Below are 19,992 nucleotides of genomic sequence, written 5' to 3' on the forward strand. Positions count from 1 at the left end.
TTCAAATAAATTCAAATCATTATGAAGAAAAATTATCTATTAGTTGTACTCATTTTTAGTATTGCTTTTAGTGCATTTGCGCAGGTAACAACTTCTAATATTAGAGGTTTAATTACTGACAGTAGTAATGAGTCCTTACCAGGGGCTAATATTGTTGCAGTGCACACCCCAACAGGTACCAAATATGGAGGTACTTCAAACCTTGACGGACGTTACAACTTGTTAAACCTTCGTGTAGGTGGCCCATATACCGTTACGGTAAGTTTTGTAGGTTATCAAACGAGAGAATTTAAAGATCTATTCTTAACATTAGGTAAAACACTGTCATTAGATGTGCAATTAGCTGATGATAGTCAACAGCTTGATGAGGTTGTCATCCAATCTACAGGTGGAGGTAACGTATTTGGTAGTGATAGAACTGGAGCTGAAACAAGTGTTGGACGAAGAGAAATTACACGCTTGCCAACTATTTCGCGTTCGGCTTCTGACTTTACACGTTTAGAACCTTCTTCAAGCGGAAATTCGTTTGGAGGGCGCAATGACCAATTCAATAATTTCTCATTAGATGGTGCTATTTTTAACAACCCATTTGGATTGGACGCGCCAACTCCAGGAGGTCAGACAGATTCACAACCAATTTCATTGGATGCGATAGATCAAATTTCTGTTGCTACAGCACCTTATGATGTAACGCAATCTGGTTTTACTGGAGCCTCAGTAAATGCAGTGACAAAAAGCGGGACCAATGAGTTTCATGGTACTGCTTACTTATTTTATAGAGATGAAAGCTTTACAGGTGACAAGATTAAAGGAGAAACCGTTGTGAGACCAGATCTTTTACAACGACAATTCGGATTTAGTTTAGGAGGACCTATTGTAAAAGATAAGTTATTCTTCTTTGCTAACTTTGAAAAAGATGAAAGAGATGACCTTGGTACGAATGGTTTTGTGCCAAATAATGGAGATGCCACTACAGCTATTAACGAGTCTAGAGTGCTAGAAAGTGATTTAATGGCAGTGAGTGATGCATTGGGTTCTTTAGGCTATAATACTGGAAGGTATCAAGGATTTACATATGGAGCTGAGTCAACTAAAGGTATTTTTAAACTCGACTGGAATATTAATGATAAAAATCGATTAGCATTAATCTATAATTTCTTAGACGCTTCTAAAGAAAAGCCTGCACATCCAACTGCATTAGGTGTAAGAGGACCAAACTTTCAAGTGCTACAGTTTGAAAATTCAGGTTATGAAATCAATAACCAAATTCAATCAGTTCAGTTAGAATTGAATTCTAGTTTAAGTGACAATATGACTAATAAATTACAAGTTGGTTATACACATTTTGATGATTTTAGAGATGCACTTTCTACCCCAGCACCTGCAATCACAATTCAGGATGGAGCTGGCTCCAATTATATTATAGCAGGTCATGAGCCTTTTTCTATCAACAATAGATTAGACCAAAAAGTATTTCAAATGACTAATAATTTGAATATTTTTAGTGGTGATCATACATTTACAGTTGGTTTTTCTTATGAACGTTTTCAGTTTGACAATTCATTTAATTTAGGAGCTTTTGGTTATGATGAAAATGGTGATTTTGTACAAGAAGTTGGAGCTTTTGCAGCTTACGGAAGTTTAGCAGATTTTTTTACAGATGTTAATGATGGCACCTTGGCTGCTGCATTAGCAAATGCCCAAGCAATCAATACAGCTAATAATGCAGTGCCAGATGGTACCTTATTTGGTTGGTCTTTAGCTGAAACTAATGTTGGTCAGTTAGCATTTTATGCACAAGATGAATGGAATGTTTCAGATAACTTTAAGTTGACGTATGGAGTTCGTTTTGACAAACCTTTATATTTTGATACGAAAGAGAAAATTGATGAAAACATTGCAAGAAAACCTTTTACATTCTCTCCAAATATTGAATATTTCAATCCAAATACAAACGAAACTACACTTATTGATTCTAGAACATTGCCAGATAATGATTGGTTAATTTCTCCTAGGTTAGGAATCAATTGGGATGTAAAAGGAGATGATACAACGCAAATACGTGGAGGTACAGGTTTATTTACAGGTCGATTCCCATTTGTATGGTTAGGTAATCAGGTACAAGGATTAGACTTTTTCTTCTACCAAGTGGTAGATCCTGACTTCCAATGGCCACAAGTGTGGAGAACAAATCTAGGTTTCGATCACAAATTTAACAATGGATTAGTTGTTACTACAGATGTTTCATATACAAAAGATATTAATGGAGCGCATGTTCAGAATTGGGGACTACGGAATCCTTCAGCTACTTTGAACGCACCAGGTGATAATAGACCTATTTATACCGCAGCGGATAGAGGAAACAACGCTTATGTATTTACAAATTCTGATGAAGGACGTATTTGGAACGCTTCATTAAAACTACAAAAGAATTTTGAGAACGGATTATTTGCAAGTGTAGCTTATAACTACTTAAATGCAAAAGATGTAAATTCAATTGAAGCAGAAATTACTGGTGATGCGTTTGACTTCAATCCTATTTCAGGTAATGCTAATGATGATGTTTTGTCATATTCTAGATATGGTGATACGCATAGAATTATTGGGTTAGCTTCAAAGAAATTCTCGTATGGCAACGATAAATTTGCTACTACTATCTCAACTTTTGCAGAATATGCCCAAGGTGGTAGATTCAATTATACGTATGCAGGTAACATTAATGGAGATTCATCATTCCAAAATAATGATTTAATTTATATCCCTACTACCTCAGAAGTGCAACAAATGCAATTTTCAGGTACAGGCCAGGCTGAAGCTTTTGAAGCATATATTCAACAAGACGATTACCTAAGTGATAATAGAGGCGGTTACATGGAGAGATATGGTGCCTTGGCACCTTGGAGAAGTCGTTGGGATGTGAAACTCCTTCAAGATTTTAATTTTAATGTAGGAGAAAAAACAAATACGATTCAATTAAGTGTTGATATCTTAAACTTTGGTAACTTGATAAACTCTGATTGGGGTGTTGTTGAAGTGCCCAATAATCAATTCCCACTTTCTGTAAATGTAGATGCCAACAATGTTCCAACCTATACATTTGATACATCTTTAACAGAGACTTTTGGTTCTGATACTAGTTTACAATCCAGGTGGCAAATGCAATTAGGATTGAGGTATATTTTCTAATAGAAATTAACGCTATTTACTGTGAAAAAACCGCTCTGTTATAGAGCGGTTTTTTATTTTTGCAGCCCTATTAGAAAAGAGATATGAAGTATAGACAATTAAGTAAAGAACAGTTTGAGGCACTGCATAAAGAGTTCGCACAATTTTTAGCGACGCAGCAGATTGATGTGAATGAGTGGAATGAGATGAAAGCTACGAAACCTGAAATGGCACAAGAGGAGCTAAATCTGTTTAGTGATGTGGTTTGGGATGACGCATTGACAAAAACCAATTATTTAGAACACTTTTCAAAACAAACGGTCAACTTATTTAAATGTGAAAAAACATCCATTTCAAGATTGGTAGTTCAGATAAATAAGCCTGAGTTTGACTTTTTTAATAAAAAAGATTATCAATGGTTCATAGATCATACAAATGATTCATCCATTGAATTTATGCAAGGAGAAAAAAAATATAATAAAGAACGTAATCAGGAGTTATTTGATCTCATAGAAAAAGGAAGTGTTATATCTGATGGAAAACTTTTTGAAGGTTTAAAAAAACTGATTTCAAGTAAGTAGTTAGCTTTCTTCGTTTTTTAATACAACTTCAATAATACATCAGACTTAATAGCATTAATAATTTTCTTACCTCTATTTTGATAGCCTGTACTTCCATTAGGTAAATTTTTATCAATTACTTGAATCAATTCAGGGTGAATCCATTCAAATTTTTGACCTAATAAATACAAGGCATACATAGAATGTGCTTGAATGGCAATGGCTTTATCCGTAATCATCCAGTCGAAACAAACCTCGGTAAAACGTTCAAGAATTTCATCAGTTAGTTTTTCTATGAAAACGGGGTTAAATTTTATAAAGTACTCAATACAGAAAATTTCAATAAGTTTAGCACTCGCTCTAACTGAGCCATCAAATTTTAATAAGGTTAAGAGTTGACAAAATTCATTAATAAATGGTAATAAAATCTTGTTGTTTTTCTTAACAGCAAGTTCTAATATCCTAGCTGAATAAGCCGAATTTTTCTCATCTACTTGCGCCATATTTTCTAGTAAGGTCAAGATTAAATCTTGATTGGCTATTGCGGAACCAACTAGTAGTTCTCTATGTTTCCATCGATACTTTCCTTTAACAATTAACTCAGTAAAATGCTGTTTATCCATTCAAGTACTGATTGATTAATATCTCCATACCTAATGAGGCCTTTTCAGGAATAATAGTCAAATTATAAAAATCATGTTCTGATACTGATGGCCTAGGGTCAATAAAATAGATAGGAGTATTTGAGTTCGCATAATTTACAAGGCTTGCCGCTGGGTATACTTGCATAGAAGTACCAATAATTAACAAAATATCAGCCTGCTCCGTAATTTGAATGGCAGGTTCTAACATAGGAACAGCTTCTCCAAACCAGACGATATGCGGTCGTATTTGGGCACCGTCCTCCGCTAAATCTCCTAACATAATATCTTTTTCCCAGTCAAAAACTAAGTGTTCGTTTTGAGTGCTTCGGGCTTTCAATAATTCACCATGCAAGTGTAGTACATCTGAGCTTCCTGCACGTTCATGTAAATCATCTACATTTTGAGTAATAATGGTAATATTATAGTTTTTCTCTAAACCGACTAGAGCTTTATGGGCACTATTAGGAGCAACTTCAAATAATTGTCTTCGTCTTTGATTATAAAAATCTAATACTAACTCAGGGTTCGCGGCAAACCCTTGAGGTGATGCCACTTCCATTACATCATGCCCTTCCCAGAGTCCGCCTGAATCCCTAAAGGTACTTACACCACTTTCTGCACTCATACCGGCGCCTGTTAATACAACTAGTTTTTGCATATCATGCTTTTTTGCTAATTTACAGTTATTATATATTTGCCAAAAGAATTACTTGTGACTGACTTAAAACTTTTAAGATACTTACAATCATTTTTAACCGAAAATAGAAAAGTCACTTTTGAGGAAGTGCTGAATATGCGTACAAGGCATTTTACGGTGATATTAGAAGATATTTACCAAAAGCATAATACAAGCGCAGTTGTTAGAAGTTGTGACGTATTTGGATTGCAAGATGTATATGCCATTGAAAATAAATATAAAAGCTATGTCTCGAACCAGGTTGCTAAGGGAGCACAAAAATGGACGAATATTTATAAGTTCAATAAATTACAACATAATACTCAAGAATGTTTGGATGTAGTCCGTTCTAAAGGATATCAAATTATAGCTACCACACCTCATAACGACTCTTGTTTATTACAGAATTTTGATATTACCAAGAAGTCCGCTTTTGTAATGGGCGTAGAGAAGGAAGGCGTATCAGATGATATTATGAGTCAAACAGATGGTTACTTAAAAATACCAATGGTTGGTTTTACAGAAAGTTTAAATATCTCAGTAGCTACAGCCATAATTCTAAATGATATAACCTCAAGATTGAGGAACTCTAATGTGAGTTGGCGTTTAACCGATGAAGAAAAGAACATACTAAGATTAGATTGGACAAAAAAATCAATCAATAATGTTGATCAAATCATAGAACGTTTTTATAAAGAGCAAAATTAATTGTAAATTAAAGACTCAACACTAAACTTAATTTTTATGAAACTAAACTCATACCTTATGTTTGATGGTAATTGTGAAGAAGCCTTGAACTATTACAAAAATATTTTTGATGGTGAATTTGTTATGTTAATGCGCTATAAAGATGGCCCACCAGAATATTCAAATCCTCAAAATGAAAATCAAATTATGCATGTTACAATGAAATTTCGAGGGATTGAATTATTAGCATCTGATACTATGGGTGATAAAGTTATTAAAGGCAATAGTAATTATCTTAGCTTAAGTGTTAACGGCGAAGCTGAAGCCGCAACAATTTTTAATAGTCTTAAGGACGAAGGTACTGTAGAAATGCCATTTGAAGAAGTATTTTGGGGTGGTAAGTTTGGTAGTTTAGTCGATAAATTTGGTGTACACTGGATGATAAGTACTGAGCATACCAAAACAACGTAGTCATTTTCTATAGTCATTTTTTAAATGCATACTTGGTCTTTCTTATAAAGTATTAACCAAATATTTTAATTCATATGTGCCGCATAAAGCATGACAAAAATCATATTACTTAGAAAAGCTTTTATAATACCTTTGCTTTTGGTAATTGAGTAATGTATGAGCCTAACACAATGTTATCACTGTGGTGATAATTGTACGAATACAACTATTGTTTTTAATGATCATTCTTTTTGCTGTAATGGCTGCAAGACGGTATATGAAATTCTTAATGAGAATGACTTGCAAGCGTATTATGACCTTGAAGAATCTCCAGGTATTACCCCCGAAATTTCAAAAGGAGCATTTGATTTTTTAGAGAATCAGCAGATCACCGAAAAACTATTGGAATTTAATGATGGTTCAATAAGTATGACCACGCTCTACATACCCAGTATTCATTGCAGTGCCTGCATTTGGGTTTTAGAACATTTGAATACCTTGAATACCGCAGTAGTCAATACTGAGGTGAATTTTCCGAAAAAGCAAATTCGGATTACTTTTGATAATAAGCAAACTACGCTAAAAGATATTGCTGAATTATTAAGCAAGTTAGGGTATATGCCACATATCAGCCTTGAAGATACTTCTGAAAAGAAGACCACTATTGACAGGTCGCTCATTTATAAATTGGCGGTTGCCGGATTTGCATTTGGTAATGTAATGCTCATGTCATTTCCAGAATATTTTCAAAGTGAAGGCTTTTGGCTAGACAAATACAAACCGCTATTCAGAACTATCATTTTTCTGACTATTCTACCAGTGGTTTTTTACGCTGCCAATGATTATTTTATTTCGGCTTACAAAGGCTTAAAACATAAATTTCTAAATATTGATGTGCCTATCGCTCTGGGTATTTCTGTATTATTTTTACGAAGCACCTATGAAATATTTTCAAACACGGGGCAAGGGTATTTTGACAGTCTTGCGGGCTTTGTATTTTTCTTATTATTAGGACGCATTTTTCAGAAACAGACCTACAGTTTTTTATCTTTTGAGCGTGATTATAAATCTTATTTCCCCATTGCAGTAACCAAATTAGAGAAAAACGGAAATGAAAAAAATACCTCTGTATACGATGTTAAGCAAGGCGATAAACTATTAATACGTAATAATGAACTAATCCCAATTGATGGTATTCTAATCTCTAAAGATGCCATGGTAGATTATAGCTTTGTAACAGGCGAATCTATACCTGTACATAAGCAATCAGGAGATAAACTCTTTGCAGGAGGCAAACAACTTTCCGGTACTTTGGAAATGGAAGTACTCGCAACAATATCACAGAGTAAGCTAACTCAACTCTGGAATAATGAAGTATTCACTAATGGTAAAGTAGGTGGTATTAAAAATATTACAGATGCCATCAGTCAGCGTTTCACATTAACGGTAATTGCTATTGCACTTGTTGCCGGTATTGTTTGGTATTATAAAGATCCGTCTATGGTGGCTAATGTAGTAACTGCTGTACTGATTGTAGCATGCCCTTGCGCGTTGGCTTTATCTGCACCATTTGCTTTAGGAAACATGCTAAGGATCTTCGGAAAGCGTAAAATGTATTTGAAGAATACAGATACTATTGAAAATTTATCACATGTCAATACCGTAATTTTTGATAAAACCGGAACCATCACGACGAATAAAGCCCTTATAAGCTATGACGGAAATCCTTTAAATGAAAATGAAAAACGAGCAGTAAAAAGTGTTTTACGTATGTCTAATCACCCATTGAGTAGAATGTTATATAACCACTTGGGTGAGGTAGAGTTGTTACAAGTTAATGACTTTAAAGAAACAATTGGTAAAGGTTTGGAAGGAGTAGTATTGGGTAAAACTATAAAACTTGGTGCTCCTCACTATGTTGGTGCTAACAAACGCAACTTAAAAGACACGAGTGTCTTTGTCTGTATAGAGGGAGTAGTAAAAGGAGTGTTCTTGTTTAAGGCTGCATACAGAAAGCATCTTGATCGTCTAATGAAGCAGCTAAATAGTAATTATGAGTTGGGCATTTTATCGGGTGATAATGATAGTGAAAAGGAGTATCTTGAAAAACAACTTCCTGACACTTCACAACTAATTTTTAATCAAAAACCTGAAGATAAACTAAAGCACATTAAAGGTCTGCAAAATGAAAAAAAACGAGTACTAATGATAGGTGATGGATTGAATGATGCCGGGGCATTAGCGCAGAGTGATGTGGGACTAGTCATTTCAGAAAACATTAATGTGTTTTCTCCGGCTTCTGACGGAATTATAGATGCCAGTAAGTTTTCTGATCTCTATAAACTTTTGCAACTTTCAAAGAAAACCATGCGTGTTATCAAGATAAGTTTTGTAATTTCATTGCTATATAATTTGATAGGAATGTATTTTGCTATTGCAGGATTATTGTCGCCTATCATTGCTGCCATTTTAATGCCATTAAGCTCTATTACTGTAGTTGCCTTTGTAACCATAACTACAAATTATATAGCTAATCAATATAAATTTTAAAACATGACAAATATCATGTTTTTAAAAAATAGCCTCAGCTACTTTTGTTCAACTTAAATTAGGTATGGGAGTCATCTATATATTAATTACTGTAAGTTTTGTAATTGCTATCATTTTTTTTATTGCCTTTGTGTTGGCTGTAAAAAAAGGGCAGTATGATGACTCAGTTACACCATCCATTCGCATGCTTTTCGAAGATAAATCAACTAAAAGAAAAACTTCAAAACCTTTAGATAAATCATAACTATGGAAATGCAACAATTCTATTACGACAATAAGATCGTTAAAAACTTTTTGTATGTTACTATCTTTTGGGGGATTATAGGAATGCTGGTAGGCTTACTATTGGCTTTCATGTTTTTATTCCCTGATATTACAAGTGGTATCTCTTGGCTTAGTTTTGGTCGCTTAAGGCCTTTACATACCAATGCAGTGATTTTTGCCTTTGTGGGTAATGCCATTTTTGCAGGAGTTTATTATTCGCTGCAACGACTACTCAAAGCACGTATGTTTAGTGATCTCTTGAGTAAGTTAAACTTCTGGGGGTGGCAGCTTATCATAGTGTCTGCTGCTATTACTTTGCCACTTGGGTATACTACAAGTAAAGAATATGCCGAATTAGAATGGCCTATTGATATTGCAATTGCATTGGTCTGGGTCATTTTTGGTATTAATATGATTGGTACCATCTTAAGAAGACGTGAACGCCATTTATATGTGGCTATTTGGTTTTACTTGGCTACGTTTGTAACAGTTGCAGTACTCCATATTTTTAATAGTTTAGAATTACCTGTGAGCGCTTTGAAAAGTTACTCTGTATATGCAGGAGTTCAGGATGCCTTGGTACAATGGTGGTATGGGCATAATGCCGTAGCATTTTTCTTAACAACGCCATTTTTAGGATTGATGTATTATTTCATTCCTAAAGCATCAAATAGACCAATTTATTCGTATAAATTATCCATCGTACACTTCTGGTCCTTAATATTTATTTATATCTGGGCCGGCCCACACCATTTACTATATACATCATTACCTGATTGGGCACAGAACCTTGGTGTAGTATTCTCAATTATGTTACTAATGCCTTCTTGGGGTGGGATGATTAACGGACTCTTGACCCTACGTGGTGCTTGGGATAAAGTTAGAACAGACCCGGTATTAAAATTTATGGTAGTAGCCATAACAGGTTACGGTATGGCCACTTTTGAAGGGCCTATGCTATCACTTAAAAGTGTTAATGCCATAGCACACTTTTCTGACTGGATTATTGCTCATGTGCATGTTGGAGCATTGGCATGGAATGGCTTCTTAACCTTTGGTATGATCTATTGGTTAGTGCCTAGAATGTTCAAAACAAAACTGCATTCTGTAAAGCTAGCAAACACACATTTCTGGATAGGCACATTAGGTATTATAATCTATGCGCTACCTATGTACGTGGCCGGTTTTGTTCAGGCTTCTATGTGGAAGCAGTTCAACGCAGACGGAACTTTAGTATATGGTAACTTTTTAGAAACAGTATCTCAGATCATCCCAATGTATTGGATGCGCGCTATTGGTGGTACTATGTACATTATAGGGATGTTTATCCTGTTGTATAATATTGTAAAGACAATTAAAGCCGGTAGTGCGGTAGAAGATGAACATGCTGAAGCACCGGAACTGGTTAAGGTCACTAAAGGACGTTTAGCAGGAGAAACATGGCACCATGCTTTAGAGAGAAAACCTGTACAGTTAACCATTTTGGCTACTGTAGCTATTCTTATCGGAGGTATCATACAAATTGTTCCTACCATTATGGTGAAATCAAATATTCCAACTATTTCTAGTGTACAACCCTATACACCATTAGAATTAGAGGGTCGAGATATTTACATTCGTGAAGGTTGTGTGGGTTGTCACTCACAAATGATCAGGCCGTTTAGAAGTGAAGTAGAGCGTTATGGTGAGTATTCTAAGGCCGGTGAGTTTGTATATGATCACCCATTCTTATGGGGGTCAAAGCGTACGGGGCCTGATTTACATCGCGTTGGTGGAAAATATTCTGATAGTTGGCATTTGAATCATATGAACGACCCTCAGAGTACATCCCCGGGTTCTATTATGCCTAATTATGAGTGGTTAAGCAAACGTAAGCTTGATATTTCTCAAATAGAAGCTAAGATGAGAACAATGGTTTCTCTGGGCGTGCCATATAGTGAAGAAGACATTGCAAATGCGCGTACTAGCATCAAAGAGCAAGGTGAGCAGATAGAAAAAAATCTATATCAAGATCCTGCTTTTGCTGATAGCTACGAGGCATCAAAGAAACAAGCACAGGCAAGTGGGGCCAGTTTCACACCTATGAGTGAGCGAGAAATTGTGGCAATGATTGCCTACCTGCAGCGCTTGGGTACTGATATTAAAGTAAAAGACGAACAAACAGCACAAAACTAATAGCCATGTTGAAATTTGTAAAACATCATATGGAAAGCATTGATAATGTGGCCATATATCCTATGATCTCATTGCTGGTATTCTTTATCTTTTTTGCCATCCTGTTTTTATGGGTATTCACCGCAAAGAAAGAGTATATAGAAAAAGTAAGTAATCTGCCTTTAGAAAACGATAATAATCAACACTATGAAGAATAAATCAACCTTAGCATATATACGTGTTTTTGTGGTTTTTGCAATTGTATTTGCATTTACCGAGTTCTTTTACAAAACAGGTTCTGAGCCTGCTTTTATGAACAATCCATCAGTTGCATTGTTTTTGGTGACGGTGCTCTTTTCTTTAATTGGTTTTGAAGCCATACAAACGGCTACCAATGATTTGGGAAAATCTGAAAATGAATCAGAAACTGAAACTGATGCCATACAAGAGGAAGCTGGTTTTAAAGGAATATTAAAAGGCTTATGGGGTTCTAAACCTATAGAACAAGAAAAGGATATATTATTAGATCATGATTATGATGGTATTAAAGAATTAGACAATTCGTTACCACCATGGTGGTTGTATTCCTTTTATGCTTCTATTGTATTTGCTGTTCTGTATCTGGGGTATTACCATATTTTTGGAGGTAATACAAATGCGGAAACCTTTCAGGAAGAAATGGAAATTGCCAGACTTGAGGTTGAACAATACAAACGCGATAATCCTGTTGACTTAGGTAATTTGTCAGCTGAAGGTAGTTCAGATGCAGGGAAAAAGATATTCAAAGCCAATTGTGCCGCTTGTCATGCATTTGATGGAGGAGGAGGCATTGGCCCCAATCTAACAGATGAATATTGGATTCTTGGCGGAGGAGCTGAAAATATTTATAATACCATTGCTGAAGGAGGGCGAGACGGTAAAGGTATGATTGCTTGGAAAAACAGTTTGAACGCTGAGAAAATGCAGCAAGTAACCAGTTATGTGTTAAGCCTGCAGGGTACAACCTCTGAAAACCCAAAAGAAAAGGAAGGAGAACTCTGGAAAGAAGAATAGGATAATTATGTCACTTCGAGTGATCCGCTTTTGACGGATTGTATCAAGAAGTAATTAGCAAGTTCGCGATACTTGCTTCGCAAACTCGAACTGACGAAAATAAACAAGTTTGTAAATAATGGGAGAGCAAACAAAAGAAACTTTTAGAGACTCCATAGGCACCATTGATGACAGTGGTAAGCGGGCATGGATATTCCCAAAAAAACCTAGTGGTAAATTCTATAAATATAGAACGTATGTCAGTTGGTTTTTACTGGTTTTTTTATTTGCAGCACCATTCATTAAGATAAACGGAAATCAGTTCTTACTATTTAATGTCTTAGAAAGACGTTTTAATATTTTTGGTTTTCCTTTTTGGCCTCAAGATTTTCACTTGTTAGTTATCTCTATGATTATTGGGGTAGTCTTTATAACCCTATTTACGGTAGTATATGGTAGAGTATTTTGCGGGTGGGTATGTCCGCAAACTATTTTTATGGAAATGCTCTTTAGAAAGATAGAGTTTGCTATAGATGGTGACAGAGGGGCTCAAATACGGTTAAAAAAAGCAGCGTGGACTCCAGAAAAGATCAGAAAAAGAGTGCTGAAGCATACTATATTTTTCATCATTTCTTTTTTAATCGCCAATGTATTTTTAGCATATATAATAGGTAGTGATGCTCTTTTTGAGATTATTACTGACAATCCTTTAAATCACCTTACGGGATTGATTTCTATTCTCATTTTCACTTTGGTGTTCTACTTTGTATTTTCCTGGTTTAGAGAACAAGTATGTGTGATTGCCTGTCCATATGGACGACTGCAGAGTGTGTTACTTGATAATAAATCTATTGTGGTAGCTTATGACTACAAGCGCGGTGAAAAAGAAAAGGGGAGGGCCAAGTTCAATAAAAGAGAAGACAGGGCGACCTCAGGAAAAGGAGATTGTATTGATTGTGGGCAGTGTGTAGATGTTTGTCCAACCGGTATAGACATTAGAAACGGAACACAACTGGAGTGCGTGAATTGTACTGCTTGTATTGATGCCTGTGACTTTATGATGGAGAAAGTAAATTTACCTAAACAGTTGATACGGTTTGCTTCTGAAGATAATATTGCTAAAAATGAAAAACCTAAGTTCACAGTTAGGATAAAAGCATACACAGGGGTTTTAATAATTTTGATAGGTGTGCTGATTGGAATGCTATTCTTAAGAAATGCAGTTGAGGCCACTATTTTAAGGTTGCCAGGCCAATTGTATACTTCAAAAGAAGATGGTGATATTAGCAATGTATATACGTATAAACTAATCAATAAAACCACTGAGGAAATTAGTGATGTAGATATTAAATTAATTTCTCATAACGGAGAGATCAGATTAGTGGGTAAAGAAGAACTTTCTGTGCCTAAGCAAGAATTGTCAGAAGGTACTTTATTTATTGAGATACCCGGCAGTGAATTAAAAAGCAGTAAGGAAAAAATAAAAATTGGAGTGTATTCAAATGATGAACTCATTGAAACCACCACTACCAATTTTTTAGGACCTAAAAAATACTAACTGTCACTTTGAGTAATCCGCCAAGAGCGGATTGTATCGAGAAGTAGCTGGCAAGTTCTCGATTCGTGTTCGGCAAACTCGAACAGAAAAATATAAAATTGTCATTCCTGCGACCGCGTGTCGCCAAGAGCTTTAGCGGTGGCGCAAGGCAGGAATCCACTAAAGAAAGAATATGAAAATAAACTGGGGAACAGGAATCATCATAGCGTTTATACTCTTTATAGGGTTTATACTCTTTTTTGTTGTAAAAGCTACTACCAATAAGAAGTATGATTACAATTTGGTGTCAGATGAATATTATAAAGATGAGCTCAATTATCAAAAAGAAATTGATCAATATAAAAATACAAAGCAATTAGGTGTTACCCTAGAATTTGAAAAAACAGAAACTGGTATTGAAATTGATTTCCCTGAAACATTTAAAACAGAAAATATAAAGGGAAAGATGTTCCTATATCGGCCATCAAACCAACAATTAGATCAGGAAATCCCATTTACCCTGTCTAATGCTACTACATTACTTATACCTAAAAGCATGTTGGTTGATGGCCGTTGGAACATCAAAATTTATTGGAAGCATAAAGAAAAAGAATATTTGTATAAAAAGCAATTGGTGTATTAAATAGTCGTCATTACGAGCTGTCACATTGAGCGCAGTCGAAATGGAATTGAAGGAATCTGTTCAATTAGGTTTCCAGGGATGGCGGATGGTATCGAGATAAATATGGTCAGTTCTCGATACTCGCTTCGCAAACTCGAACAGACGAAGAAAAATGAATTGTCACCCTGAGCGCAGCCGAAGGGTCTATAAGATAAAAGAATGTTACTATCAGCAGTCATATTAGGTTTACTAAGTAGCTTTCATTGTGTAGGCATGTGCGGCCCTATTGCCTTTGTATTGCCTGTTGACAGGCAGAATAAACTCAAAGGTGGGTATCAAACCTTGTTATATCATTTGGGGCGCTTATTGGCCTATGGAAGTATAGGCATGCTGTTCGGGTTTTTAGGTAAGGGCTTGTATCTGGCAGGTTTTCAACAGCGACTCTCCATTTTATTGGGAATAGCTATGATAGCTATCGTATTAATACCGGTTCAGGTTTTCAATAAATATAATTTTTCTAAACCCTTATATCATTTTATAGGGAAGGTAAAATCTAAGTTAGGGCTCTATTTGAAAAAACGATCTGATAAGGCCATTTTTAGCATTGGTTTTTTTAATGGTTTTTTACCATGCGGAATGGTATATATGGCCTTGGTAGGTGCCATGGCTACTTCAGAGTTTTATTTAGGCGGTTTGTACATGCTACTATTTGGTTTAGGAACCATACCCATCATGACAGTTGCGGTTTATTCTAAACATATCTTCTCATTGAACTTACGTCAAAGAATTCAAAAAGCTATTCCTGTATTTGTAGTTATTATTGGTTTGTTATTTATTCTTCGTGGTATGGGTTTAGGTATACCGTATGTGTCGCCTAAAGATGTAAAGTTACAAGTTCAAAATACGCCTGTTGAATGTGTAGATTAGCACACTTTATTTTCTTATTTTTAGATTAAATTTAAAATATAAACCATATGGTATATAAGTGCAATACACTTATATCATAGTTGTAGCCAATTTGAGAAACCCAGAAATCAAAAAAAATCACAAGAACCGAAACCTTTATGATTTTGATACATTGAGATTAATCTTAATGATTATGCAGAAGTACCACTAAAAATTTTAATTAAATCCATGACGCATTGAATGCTATATAATTCAGTACGGTAGATGCAATCCACAAAAGACAAAACACAATACATACATTACGCCCGTTTTTGGATACTTTAGGATGATGCCCAAAGAATGGAATCCCTGCTTGATTGGCATCAACCAATAGAAATAGTGCGGACATTACCATAAACATGAGGTGAATAGTATGCCGTTCAGGTAAAGACAAACCCATTGCATAAATAGAAGCTACAGACATAGAAATGAACGCTAAAGCACCTTGTCTTTGCTCAAACAGCATGATAAAAATGTAATCTTTAGCAGCAGTTTTTTTGGCTTCTGGAGCGGCAGCAATAGCGGCATCTAGCATATTTAACTGATCCTTTTCATTGATGGACTTCTGTTTGTTTGGCAAGCCAGGTGCAAACAAGGGCAACACTAAATTCACTACCCAACGTACCCAAGTGGGCTTGATGACCTCTACAGCATGTACGGCTGCTGGAGCTAAAGATAGGGCTAACCCTAAAATTGAAATTGTTTCTGTGCTCATTTTTATTAACCGTTTAAAAATTATTACTTGTGTTATACAAGCAATATTACAAAATAACTTTCATTACGCTAGCAATTATATGTTTTAATTTCATTTTGCAAGTAAAAAACATATTTTGTTATCTTTGTAACCGATGAACGAGCAAAAGAGAATGAAAACAAAATTTAGATGCAATTGCCCATTTACATCGGCTTTAGATATCATAGGCGATAAATGGATGTTGGTTATTGTGAAGCAGATTCTCATAGAGAACAAGCAAACTTTTAAAGACTTTACAGAAAGTGACGAAGCGATTGCAACCAATATATTAACAACAAAGCTTAAACAGTTGGAAGAATTTGGGATTATTATCAAAACCAAACTTCCTAATAATAAAAAGTCTAACATTTATCTTTTAACAGAGAAAGGATTGGCATTAATACCAATAATTGTGGAATTAGGAATTTGGAGTGACAACCATTTAAGGGGTTTGAATCCAACTATTGTAAATGGCAAAAGAATGGAGTTATTGAGAACTGATAAAACAGAATTCGGAAAAGTAATTGAACAGAAATATAGAGAAAAACTGGCTACAACAACGTATATAAAAAATAGTGGTTTAATCGCTTAAACGAAAGAAAATGAATAAATTAATGGTCTGTTATAAACCGAAAAATTAGTGCTTAAAATCCGCTACTTTTCATATACAAGACCGTTACCGCCAATTTGAAAAAATGACCAAACTCAAACAAACTTTATTATTGATATTTAGCATATCATTTTTGACAAGCTGTGATTTTATTAATAACACTTTTGCTTACAAGAATACAACTCAAGGGTTCGTGGAAAGCCTTTTAGAAGAAGATTATGAAAAAAGCCTGACCTATATGTCGTTAGATCATGAAGGGTTTGAAAATACAAATCTTGATACGCTGAAATTAGGACTCGTCAACTTTCAAAAACTAATAGTAAACAATTTTGGAAACGAATTGGAATATAAGTTTATGACAGCTAATAAAACTTTCTCAACTATAGAAGGCGAAAGCACTGCCCCAAATACAACTAAGGCGCAAATTCAGTTTACAAATAAAGAAGAATTCGGTGTTTTTGAAATTACTTTTGACGACAATTCGAATAAAATTCTACATATTAGAACCCTTGATATTAAAGAGAGAATACCCAATATGATAATATTTTGGTTATTTGGAATTTTGGCCATTTGTATCCCTATTTTCAACATATGGGTAATCAGAAAAATTAGAAAAAGTGATTTAAGTAAGAAATGGCTGAAATATATTGCAGTGATATTCCTTAATGTTCCTTCAATAACTTACAATGCAGTTTACGGACTTTCCTTTGGTTTATTAAGTTTTCAATTTTTGTTTGGTGTTGGATTAGAATATATGGGATATCTTGGTTCGGCCTGGGCTTTTGGACTACCACTTGGTGGATTATATTGGCTATGGAAACTGAACAATAAGAAAAATTCAGAATTCATAAATGAAAAAGAAATAGTGGAAGAATAAAAACTGGTGGTAACAACAGCTAAAGTTCATTGTGGCAGAATTTCCTAAACGGAAATTCTTATCGTGCAATGAACGCTTGGTTCTCTCGGAATAGTCCCCGCGTAACATTCCGTAACGAAACCATATACAAACCGTTGGCAGGCATTGCAAAACAACTTAAAAGAATAAGAAATGGCTAAAAATAAAACCACCGAAACCGAAGTTGACGTCTTTGATTTTATTGAATCATATGTAGACAATGATCAAAAGAAAGCTGATAGTTATAAATTAATAGAATTAATGAGTGAATGGTCAGGATTTGAACCAAAAATGTGGGGACCGACAATTATAGGTTTTGGGAGCTATCATTATAAATATGCTAGTGGTCATGAAGGTGACGCTCCTTTGCTGGGTTTCTCGCCACGAAAAACACAGTTTTCACTCTATGTTTATTCGAAAACAGAAAAAAGCGATAAACTTTTGAAAGATTTAGGCAAATTCAAAATGGGCAAAGCTTGTATTTACTTTAAGAAACTTGCTGACATAAATATTCCAATTGTAGAAAAACTTAGCATGGAAACAATCGCGTATCTCAATGAGCATCATGAGTGTGCTTGTAGAAATTAACTAGGACCAGCCAACAGCATGTATAGCTCATGGTTTTGGCATACACACTATTTATCTATCTTTAATTTATATAAATCTTGTGTAACTCACTCGGACGCAATTAGCCACGAGCCATACACAAATACGTTAGCATTCACTGCAAGCGAGAGAAAATAGAGTACTATAAATTTGAAAAGCTATGAACACTAATATCTTACCTCATCACCAGCGTGCAATCAATAACCTTGTGAAAGAATATCAGAACGATAAGCGGTTTGAGGCTTTAATCATCGGCGGGTCTGTTGCCAAAGGATGCGCGAGGCCAGATTCAGATATCGATTTTATGTTGGTTGCTACAGATGAAGAATTTAAAAACCGACAAAAGGCAGGAGACTTTTTTATCAACCGAACGGACTTGACAGATTATCCTGGTGGTTTTGTGGATGGAAAAATCATCGACATGCATTACCTCAGGCAAGTCGTTGACAGAGGAAATGAACCCACCCGTGCAGCATTTGATCGAGCGATCATAGCTTTTTCAAAAGCACATGACCTAGCTAGCATCGTCCATTCTATCCAGCAATACCCAGAAACTGAACGGGACCAAAAAATACGAAAATTCTATTCAATGACCTTTATTCAAAATTGGCTAATGGGTGAAGCAGAGCGACATGGTAACATTTATACGAAAAGCCGCGCCGCATCGCAGCTTGTCCTGTTTGCTGGGAGGTTGATTCTCACATACAATCGTGTATTTTTTCCATATCATAAGTGGTTTTATGAATATTTGTCAAGATGCAATGCCAAACCCAAGAACCTGATCAAAGAAATGAATCAGGTTTTAAACCAGCCTACTGTGGAAAATGCAAGTCGGTTGTTTGAAAACGTCCAAGGGTTTAGGAATTGGAATGTAACTGACATTGAAGCTTTTCATTGGTTTATGGAAGATGTAGAATGGTCATGGAGAGATAATAAATCACCCCTTGAGGATTGGTAGTACATAAGAAAAAAAGAATTTGAGTTAGAAAGATGAAAAAAGAAAGAATAACGAAGTGCCAAAAAAGCATAAAATGGTCATCCGCCCCATGCGGGCACACCATTTATGCAGACCGTTGTGTGCAAGCATAAAAACCAGAAAAAGTAATTGAAAATTGACACTCAAAAACCTAATAAGTAAAGTTGAATTAAATCCACAAAAGCTCTTTCTAATAGATGGGTTTGGTGCAATTTTATCAGCTTTTTTACTTGGAGTTGTGCTAGTTAGATTTGAACGAATATTTGGAATTCCTTCCGAAACACTATACTTCCTTGCCATAATACCGATATTTTTTGCAGTGTATGACTTATATGGTTATCGGAAAAGACATAAAAAAGCTGGGATATTATTAAAAGGAATAGCAATACTGAATTTAATATATTGTTTAATATCAATAGGTCTGATGATTCATCATTTCGATACGATTACGATTTTAGGTTGGATATATATCTTAATCGAAATTGGAATAGTGTTAACCCTTGCGATAATTGAATTTAAAGTGGGAAGAAGAATAAACAAAGCCAGAACACAACAATGTTTATAATTCATTAGCTCGGCTGATTATTTTCTAAAGTTCATATTTTACAACGGTATTTGATATAAATGCCAATAAAGTATCTCTTTGTTTTAATAGTAGCGACGGAATTTCCTACTCGAAAATTCTTATCTTGCAATGATGGCTTGATTATCTCGAAATAGCTCTCAAGAATAATTCACAATGAAACCATATGCAAGCCATGGGCTAGAAATATGATTCAACATATAGAAAAATTGAGTTCCAAAAATTCGAATAATTTTAAATTAAAAGGATGTAATTATGGTTGACTTAAAATGGTCGAGAGTAATAAAACAAATAGATAGATTT

General features: G+C 35.1%; 20 protein-coding genes. 17 read left to right on the forward strand and 3 right to left on the reverse strand.

Going from position 1 to position 19,992, the window contains the following annotated elements; all coding sequences use genetic code 11:
• Positions 1-21 precede the first annotated feature (21 nt).
• Together AC1EU5_RS09790 and AC1EU5_RS09795 are read left to right on the forward strand one after the other, a co-directional pair.
• On the forward strand, positions 22-3,186 hold the full coding sequence (locus tag AC1EU5_RS09790) for a TonB-dependent receptor (RefSeq protein WP_480192200.1): 3,165 nt from the start codon (positions 22-24) through the stop codon (positions 3,184-3,186).
• 83 nt (positions 3,187-3,269) lie between these two features.
• On the forward strand, positions 3,270-3,746 hold the full coding sequence (locus tag AC1EU5_RS09795) for a DUF6495 family protein (protein ID WP_480192201.1): 477 nt from the start codon (positions 3,270-3,272) through the stop codon (positions 3,744-3,746).
• Positions 3,747-3,763: 17 nt separating this feature from the next.
• On the opposite strand, the gene AC1EU5_RS09800 is transcribed toward AC1EU5_RS09795, so the two are convergent.
• Both AC1EU5_RS09800 and AC1EU5_RS09805 read right to left on the reverse strand, forming a co-directional pair.
• Complete coding sequence (locus AC1EU5_RS09800) at positions 3,764-4,348, reverse strand: hypothetical protein (RefSeq protein ID WP_480192202.1); 585 nt, start codon at positions 4,346-4,348, stop codon at positions 3,764-3,766.
• Entirely contained in the window at positions 4,341-5,027 is a 687-nt protein-coding gene (locus AC1EU5_RS09805) for an SIR2 family NAD-dependent protein deacylase (RefSeq protein ID WP_480192203.1), read from the reverse strand. The genes AC1EU5_RS09800 and AC1EU5_RS09805 overlap by 8 nt, the downstream gene beginning before the upstream one ends.
• A 54-nt stretch (positions 5,028-5,081) precedes the next feature.
• On the opposite strand from AC1EU5_RS09805, the gene AC1EU5_RS09810 reads away from it, so the two are divergent.
• From AC1EU5_RS09810 to AC1EU5_RS09855, 10 genes are all read left to right on the forward strand, one after another.
• A complete protein-coding gene (locus AC1EU5_RS09810) occupies positions 5,082-5,753 on the forward strand; it encodes a TrmH family RNA methyltransferase (RefSeq protein ID WP_480192204.1) in 672 nt (223 codons plus the stop codon).
• Between the two features lie 36 nt (positions 5,754-5,789).
• Entirely contained in the window at positions 5,790-6,203 is a 414-nt protein-coding gene (locus AC1EU5_RS09815; protein ID WP_480192205.1) for a VOC family protein, read from the forward strand.
• 156 nt (positions 6,204-6,359) lie between these two features.
• Positions 6,360-8,732 (forward strand): heavy metal translocating P-type ATPase, encoded by a 2,373-nt coding sequence (locus AC1EU5_RS09820; protein WP_480192206.1) that lies wholly within the window; start codon positions 6,360-6,362, stop codon positions 8,730-8,732.
• A 64-nt stretch (positions 8,733-8,796) separates the two neighbouring features.
• Positions 8,797-8,976, forward strand: a complete 180-nt coding sequence (ccoS, locus tag AC1EU5_RS09825; RefSeq protein WP_480192207.1) for a cbb3-type cytochrome oxidase assembly protein CcoS — start codon at positions 8,797-8,799, stop codon at positions 8,974-8,976.
• A 2-nt stretch (positions 8,977-8,978) separates the two neighbouring features.
• The gene (ccoN, locus tag AC1EU5_RS09830; protein WP_480192208.1) at positions 8,979-11,171 is read left to right on the forward strand and encodes a cytochrome-c oxidase, cbb3-type subunit I; all 2,193 of its coding nucleotides are present in this window, start codon (positions 8,979-8,981) and stop codon (positions 11,169-11,171) included.
• Positions 11,172-11,176: 5 nt separating this feature from the next.
• Positions 11,177-11,368, forward strand: a complete 192-nt coding sequence (locus AC1EU5_RS09835; RefSeq protein ID WP_480192209.1) for a CcoQ/FixQ family Cbb3-type cytochrome c oxidase assembly chaperone — start codon at positions 11,177-11,179, stop codon at positions 11,366-11,368.
• On the forward strand, positions 11,358-12,203 hold the full coding sequence (locus tag AC1EU5_RS09840) for a cbb3-type cytochrome c oxidase N-terminal domain-containing protein (protein ID WP_480192210.1): 846 nt from the start codon (positions 11,358-11,360) through the stop codon (positions 12,201-12,203). Before AC1EU5_RS09835 ends, AC1EU5_RS09840 begins: the two co-directional genes overlap by 11 nt.
• 118 nt (positions 12,204-12,321) lie before the next feature.
• Complete coding sequence (ccoG, locus tag AC1EU5_RS09845; protein ID WP_480192211.1) at positions 12,322-13,740, forward strand: cytochrome c oxidase accessory protein CcoG; 1,419 nt, start codon at positions 12,322-12,324, stop codon at positions 13,738-13,740.
• 172 nt (positions 13,741-13,912) lie between these two features.
• Complete coding sequence (locus AC1EU5_RS09850; RefSeq protein ID WP_480192212.1) at positions 13,913-14,362, forward strand: FixH family protein; 450 nt, start codon at positions 13,913-13,915, stop codon at positions 14,360-14,362.
• Between the two features lie 198 nt (positions 14,363-14,560).
• Complete coding sequence (locus AC1EU5_RS09855) at positions 14,561-15,268, forward strand: sulfite exporter TauE/SafE family protein (protein ID WP_480192213.1); 708 nt, start codon at positions 14,561-14,563, stop codon at positions 15,266-15,268.
• Positions 15,269-15,467: 199 nt separating this feature from the next.
• Here the strand turns inward: AC1EU5_RS09855 and AC1EU5_RS09860 are convergent, their stop codons facing one another.
• Entirely contained in the window at positions 15,468-16,001 is a 534-nt protein-coding gene (locus tag AC1EU5_RS09860; protein WP_480192214.1) for a hypothetical protein, read from the reverse strand.
• Positions 16,002-16,152: 151 nt separating this feature from the next.
• Between AC1EU5_RS09860 and AC1EU5_RS09865 the strand changes: the two genes are divergently transcribed.
• The 5 genes from AC1EU5_RS09865 (at position 16,153) to AC1EU5_RS09885 (ending at position 19,671) form a co-directional block, all read left to right on the forward strand.
• Positions 16,153-16,611 (forward strand): winged helix-turn-helix transcriptional regulator, encoded by a 459-nt coding sequence (locus tag AC1EU5_RS09865; RefSeq protein ID WP_480192215.1) that lies wholly within the window; start codon positions 16,153-16,155, stop codon positions 16,609-16,611.
• A gap of 103 nt (positions 16,612-16,714) precedes the next feature.
• Positions 16,715-17,506 carry a hypothetical protein gene (locus tag AC1EU5_RS09870; protein WP_480192216.1) on the forward strand — a complete coding sequence of 264 codons (792 nt, stop codon included), beginning with the start codon at positions 16,715-16,717 and terminating at the stop codon, positions 17,504-17,506.
• A 171-nt stretch (positions 17,507-17,677) separates the two neighbouring features.
• Positions 17,678-18,112, forward strand: coding sequence for a DUF1801 domain-containing protein (locus AC1EU5_RS09875; RefSeq protein ID WP_480192217.1), 435 nt, complete (start codon positions 17,678-17,680; stop codon positions 18,110-18,112).
• A 178-nt stretch (positions 18,113-18,290) separates the two neighbouring features.
• Entirely contained in the window at positions 18,291-19,088 is a 798-nt protein-coding gene (locus tag AC1EU5_RS09880; RefSeq protein WP_480192218.1) for a nucleotidyltransferase family protein, read from the forward strand.
• 154 nt (positions 19,089-19,242) lie between these two features.
• Positions 19,243-19,671 carry a hypothetical protein gene (locus AC1EU5_RS09885; RefSeq protein ID WP_480192219.1) on the forward strand — a complete coding sequence of 143 codons (429 nt, stop codon included), beginning with the start codon at positions 19,243-19,245 and terminating at the stop codon, positions 19,669-19,671.
• Positions 19,672-19,992: the final 321 nt, after the last annotated feature.

The organism is Maritimimonas sp. 2405UD52-3 (assembly GCF_056591715.1).